We start from the raw sequence: 5,690 nt of genomic DNA on the forward strand, positions 1-5,690 counted from the left end.
GACCATCCGAGCATCGGCCTCATCCTCGATTCCTTCCACACACTGGCGAGAAAGACCGACGTCGGGACCATCCGCGCCATCCCCGGGGACCGCATCTTCATCGTGCAGCTTGCCGACGCACCTCTGATCGACATGGACCTGCTCTATTGGAGCCGCCATTTCCGCAACATGCCGGGAGAGGGTGACTTGCCGGTCATCGACTTCACGCGGGCGGTAGCGGCGACAGGCTACGACGGGCCTTTGTCCCTGGAGATCTTCAACGACCAGTTCCGTGGCGGCTCGCCGAAGTCGATCGCCATGGATGGAAGGCGCTCGCTTATCTACCTGATGGACCAGGTGCGCCGCGCCGAGCCTGGAATTGCAATCGATCCGCCGGAGATGCCGGACCGCATCGGCGTTTCGGGCATCGAATTCATCGAGTTCGCGGCCAACGAGCAGGAAGGCGAAGAACTGGCGGCGCTTCTCTCGACCATGGGCTTTTCGCTGTCCGCCCGCCACAAGAACCGCGACGTGACCGTCTGGCGGCAAGGTGGCCACCGTGGCGTCAACATCGTCATCAACACCGGACACGATGGTTTTGCCCATTCCTCCTATGTCGTGCACGGAACCAACGCCTATGCGATGGGGCTGAGGGTTGCCGATGCCGCGGCGACGGTGGCGCGGGCAAGGGCGCTTGGCGCGGAGACCTTCTCCGAGCAGCGCGGTCCGGGCGAATTCTCTATTCCCGCCATCCGCGGCGTCGGCGGCGGCGTCATCTATTTCGTCGACGATACGCTCGCCAAAGTCTGGGACGTCGAATTCGATCCGCTGCCGCAAACAGGCGACACGGGCTGCGGCCTCGTCGGTATCGATCATGCCGCCCAGACGATGAACTATGAGGAGATGCTCACCTGGCTCCTTTTCTACACCTCCATCTTCCGAACTCGAAAATTGCCAGTGGTCGACGTCGTCGATCCGAGCGGTCTGGTGCGAAGCCAGGTCGTCGAGGGCTCAGATGGCGGACTGCGGCTCACGCTCAACGGCGCCGAAAGCCGCAAGACGCTGGCGGGCCGTTTCATCGCCGATAGCTTTGGCTCCGGCATTCAGCACATCGCCTTCGCCTGCGATGATATTTTTGCCACGGCGGGTCGGTTGAAACCGCTTGGCTTCCACGCGTTGGAAATCTCGGCGAATTACTACGATGATCTTGAAGCCCGCCTGGGCCTGGATCCCGATCTGACGAACCGCTTGCGGGCCGGTAACATCCTCTACAACCGGGACGAGACCGGCGAGTATTTCCAGCTCTACAGCCAAAACTATGGCGAGGGCCTTTTCTTCGAGGTCGTCGAGCGCCGAAAAGGCTACAAGGGCTACGGCGCCGTCAATGCACCCTTCCGCATCGCTGCTCTGAAGCGACTGCTGCCACCGAGCGGAATGCCGAGGTGATCGGGGGACATTCGATATCGACGAGTCCTCACCCAGGGAAGGCCGTCCGGGCGCGCAAGACCCGTTACGCTGCCGGCAAATACGTCAAGCCCATGATCGCTATCCGCAAATGGTTCGGCGGCCGCATGTTCGACCGGATCACCATGAGCCAGATGCGATAAACAAGCCCAGAATGGGCCGCTTGGCGGCGGCCCATTGACGATGTGAATTACAGGAGAACAGATCATGGGTGCAACTCCCGCTGAGGTAGCAACCTGCGGAATAGTGCCTCTTCGCCGGGCCACCGAATCCGCTCTCTGGCTAGCCGCCCCGAAAGCCGACTGTCCGTGTCCGACCCCATTTTCGATCAAGTTGAGCGTTGCTCACGTGGGCAGCGCTCAACCTTCTATTTCTTAACTCGTCCATTGGAAGCTGATGCTTTCACGCTCATTTGCCCGAATCTGCGGGTTTGCGGCGACATGGCTCCCTCAAACTCAGGTTCTCAGCGCTTACGCCGCTCAGCCTGAACGCGTTTCAGCTAAGCATGGTGTGGCGCTAAGTTCTTGTCCTGCAATTGGAAATTGGCGCACCCGACAAGATTCGAACTTGTGACCTCTGCCTTCGGAGGGCAGCGCTCTATCCAGCTGAGCTACGGGTGCTTCCCGGGGGACCGGAAAACGAACCGGCCGGTGAGCCGGCCAGCCACGGCTTCTTAGCGGAAGCGGCGTCGGGCTTCAACGGGCAATTGGCGATTGTGCGGGGGTGGGTGATTGTCTGGCCGATAGGTTGTCAGATAGGGCGCTCCCCTCTCCGTCTCGGGCTTCGCCCGAGCCACCTCTCCCCACTGCGTGGGGCGAGGAACTGGCCTAACCCTCCACCCCCACCTTCGCCGTCTTCCGCCGCACCGCCCGCGTCGCGCGTTTCACCTTCTTCGCCGCGGTCAGCTCGTGCATGGCGTCGAGCTGCATCTGCTGCATTTCGGCCAGGCGCTGCCATTGGCGCGAGATGAGGTAGTCGAGCTTTTCGTGCAGGTGGCGCACTTCCAGCTCGGCCTTCAGGTTCACCCGGTAATCGTTGAAGGAGCGCAGCCGGTCTTTGGCTTCCTGGCGCTTCTGGCTCATCATGATCACCGGCGCCTGAATGGCGGCGATGCAGGACAACACCAGGTTGAGCAGGATGAACGGGTAGGGGTCGAAGGCGCTGGTCGCGCCGGCGACCAGGTTGATGCCGATCCACAGCAAAAGCACCGCCGCGAAAGAGATCAGGAACCACCAGCTGCCGCCGAACTCGGCCATGGTGTCGGAAACGCGGTCGGGGAAGGAGCGGTGCTCCTCATATTCCTCTTCCGAGTTCTCAGAGATCGTGTCCTGCTTGGCGATCGATTCCACCACCTGGCGGTCGAGCTCGGAGAATTCGCCGTGCTCCTGCTGCAGCAGTTCCTCCATGTAGCGCATGCGGTAGCGGCCGAGCTCCTCGCGGCTGATGCGGGCGCCGCGCGGCAGGTCGGGATGGTCGGAGCGGATGCGGTCGGCGAGGCTGGGCCTCAGATCGTCGATGCGCACCAGGTCGCGCTTGCGGAATTTGCGCCCCGAGATCGCCGAGGGTTTCTTCTTGGGCTTGATCCGGGAGGTGCCCGGAACATGCGGTTCGGCCTGCGGCTCGGAATCCGGCACCTCCGGCGCTTCGAGGATCTCGTCGGCGGCTGCCTGCGCATCCTCCGGCACGGTCTCCGCCTCGAGATACTCGCCGGCGACGTCGTTCTCGTCGTCGGCCTGGATTTGCGCGGATGCCTTCGGGTCGCCTGCCATGGTCGCTGCTCCTGTTCGAGGCTTTGCGGGTACGATACGCCAAGCCGGCGCGGCATATCCATGGTCAGTGTGAAGAGTGTGTGACCGAACAAGTTCTTGTGATGGGGGGCGGGCTGTTGAGGCAATCGCATAGGTCGGCGCAGCCCCTCATCCGGCCGCTACGCGGCCACCTTCTCCCCGCCGGGGAGAAGAGGTGGGCACCGGCGCTGACAATCTCCTCTCCCCTGGGGGAGAGGTCAGCCGAGCGAAGCGGAGGCTGGGTGAGGGGGAGCGCCGCCGGCGATTTCACGCCCCCACTGGCGCAATCGTCTCTGCCGCCTGGCCTTGATCCGCATCAAACTGGCCCCTGTGGCGGGCCTGATAGGCAGACTATATCGAAATCAGGCCTGAGCGTTCAGGCTCCCGCCACTTGGGCGCGCGCGGCGCCCTGCAAAAGAGGGATCGCCACAATGTACAAGAAAATCCTCATCGCCACCGACGGCTCCGAACTCGCCCAGAAGGGCGTCGCCCACGGGCTGGAGCTGGCCAAGGGCCTCGGCGCCACCGTGGCCTTCGTCACCGTCTCCGAGCCGTTCCCGGCGCTGGCCTGGGGCGGCGCCATGGCCGGCTATGTCGCCGCCGACGAGCTGGTCAATTACGAGGAGAGCGCGCGCAAATATGCAAGCGAACTGCTCGGCAAGTGCAAGGCCGAGGCGGATGCGAAGGGGGTCGGCGCGAAGACCCTGCATATCGAGAACCGCACCCCCGCCGAGGCGATCCTCGAGGTGGCCGCCGGCGAGGGCAGCGACATCATCGTCATGGCCTCGCACGGCCGCCGCGGGCTGGGACGGCTGGTGCTGGGCAGCCAGACGGCGGAAGTGGTGTCGCTGACCGAGATTCCGGTGCTGGTGGTTAGATAGGCAACGGCAGCGCGGCCTAAGAAAGAGAAACGCCGCGTTCCTTCGCCCCCCTCTCTGTCCTGCCGGACATCTCCCCCTCAAGGGGGGAGATCAGCCGTCACGACCGCCTTCGCCAATCACAGACGTTTGCAAGACGAGCGCCGTCGCCAAAGCTGCCAATCTCCCCCCAAGTGGGGGAGATGGCCGGCAGGCCAGAGGGGGGCGCTGTCCCGCCGACGTCTAAAATTTTCCCCCGCCGCCTACTGCGTCTGCAGCAGCGGCGCGCCGGGCGAGGCCAGATCCGGCGACGGAAAATCGGACGCCGTCGAACCCGGCGCCGCCGAGGCGGGCGTCGGCTGCTGCGGCGGCAACCCTGGCAACGCCGAGTCCGCCGGTGGAAGCAGCGGCGGCGAGGCCGGCTGCTGGCCGGAATACATCAGCCTGGGCTGGTTTGCATCGGCGATCGCCGGTCCGAGACTCCGCTGGATCAGCGCCTCGACATGGTCGTTGCGCTGGCGCGCGGTGTCGGCGCCCATCACCACCACGATCAGATGCCGCCCGTCGGCATTGTAGGAGGTGACGATGTTGTAGCCGGAAGCCCTTATGTAGCCGGTCTTGATGCCGTCGACGCCGCGCACCCGCCCCAGCATGTCGTTATGGCCGCGCACCAGCCTGCCGCGGAACATGAAGTCGCTTTCGGAGAAATAGTGGAAATGCTGCGGGAAGCGCTTTTCCAGCGCCATGCCCAGCACCGCCATGTCGCGCGCCGTGGTCACCTGGCCGTCGTCAGGCAGGCCGCAGGCGTTGCGGAAATTGGTGCCGCTCATGCCGAGCGAGCGCGCCTTGGCGGTCATCATGGCGGCGAACTGATCCTCCGAGCCGCCGCCCAGATATTCGCCCACCGCCACCGCCACGTCGTTTGCCGACTTCACCACCATGGCGCGGATGGCGGAATCGACGTCGATCGTCTCGCCACGCCTAAAACGCAGTTTTGTCGGCGGCTGCGAGGCGGCGTGGTCGGAAACCGGGATCCGCGTTTCCTTGGTCACCCGGCCGCTCTCCAGCGCCTCGAACAGCATGTAGAGTGTCATCATCTTGGTCAGCGACGCCGGATAGCGCTGCGACCGCGAATTGACCTCGAACAGGGTCTTGCCGGTCAAGGCGTCGACCACGATCGCCGCATATTTCTGCGGCTGCGCCGGCACGGCAAGCACGCTTTCAGGCGGTGCCGCCGTCGTGCAGCCGGCGACCAGCGCGAGCAATGCCAGTACGGCGATGAGTTTCTGGAGGAGAGGGAAGGTAGGGGGCAAGACTGTTCTAAAACTGTTGCTGAGACGCGGCGAAACTAACGTAACCCATATGCCGCGTCCAACTGGTTAACGGACGCAAGAAGGCATTTGCCCAGGTTTTGGGGGGTCGCGCATGCTTTCCTTGCTTTTGGAGGGGCGGCACTGCCCCTCACCTGCCTGCCGGTGTCCAGCGGATAGATGGGTAACACTTTGAACCGGATACATAGGTAACAGTTTTCTCTCCCTATGATGCGGTCGCCGCAGCGCCAAGCGGTCGGCTTGGCGCGGCGCTGCGGCGAACCAGTTTCATG

At 63.8% G+C, this 5,690-nt stretch carries 3 protein-coding genes, 1 tRNA gene and 1 pseudogene; 2 read left to right on the forward strand and 3 right to left on the reverse strand.

The features are described from left to right. A partial coding sequence (locus EOA27_RS19185; protein ID WP_145970419.1) for a sugar phosphate isomerase/epimerase and 4-hydroxyphenylpyruvate domain-containing protein occupies positions 1–1,425 on the forward strand: 1,425 nt, incomplete at its 5' end. Between the two features lie 561 nt (positions 1,426–1,986). Here the strand turns inward: EOA27_RS19185 and EOA27_RS19195 are convergent. Continuing rightward, a tRNA-Arg gene (locus EOA27_RS19195) sits at positions 1,987–2,063 on the reverse strand. A gap of 207 nt (positions 2,064–2,270) precedes the next feature. Next, positions 2,271–3,212 carry a DUF1003 domain-containing protein gene (locus EOA27_RS19200; RefSeq protein ID WP_127256897.1) on the reverse strand — a complete coding sequence of 314 codons (942 nt, stop codon included), beginning with the start codon at positions 3,210–3,212 and terminating at the stop codon, positions 2,271–2,273. Positions 3,213–3,661: 449 nt separating this feature from the next. Here EOA27_RS19200 and EOA27_RS19205 point away from each other — a divergent pair, with 449 nt between their 5' ends. Beyond that, positions 3,662–4,111, forward strand: coding sequence for a universal stress protein (locus EOA27_RS19205; protein ID WP_126080023.1), 450 nt, complete (start codon positions 3,662–3,664; stop codon positions 4,109–4,111). Positions 4,112–4,509: 398 nt separating this feature from the next. On the opposite strand, the pseudogene EOA27_RS19215 reads toward EOA27_RS19205, so the two are convergent. Next, positions 4,510–5,400: pseudogene (locus tag EOA27_RS19215) on the reverse strand (D-alanyl-D-alanine carboxypeptidase family protein); the annotation flags it as partial. Positions 5,401–5,690 lie beyond the last annotated feature (290 nt).

The sequence above is a fragment of the Mesorhizobium sp. M2A.F.Ca.ET.037.01.1.1 genome (genome assembly GCF_003998075.1).
Taxonomy (GTDB): domain Bacteria; phylum Pseudomonadota; class Alphaproteobacteria; order Rhizobiales; family Rhizobiaceae; genus Mesorhizobium.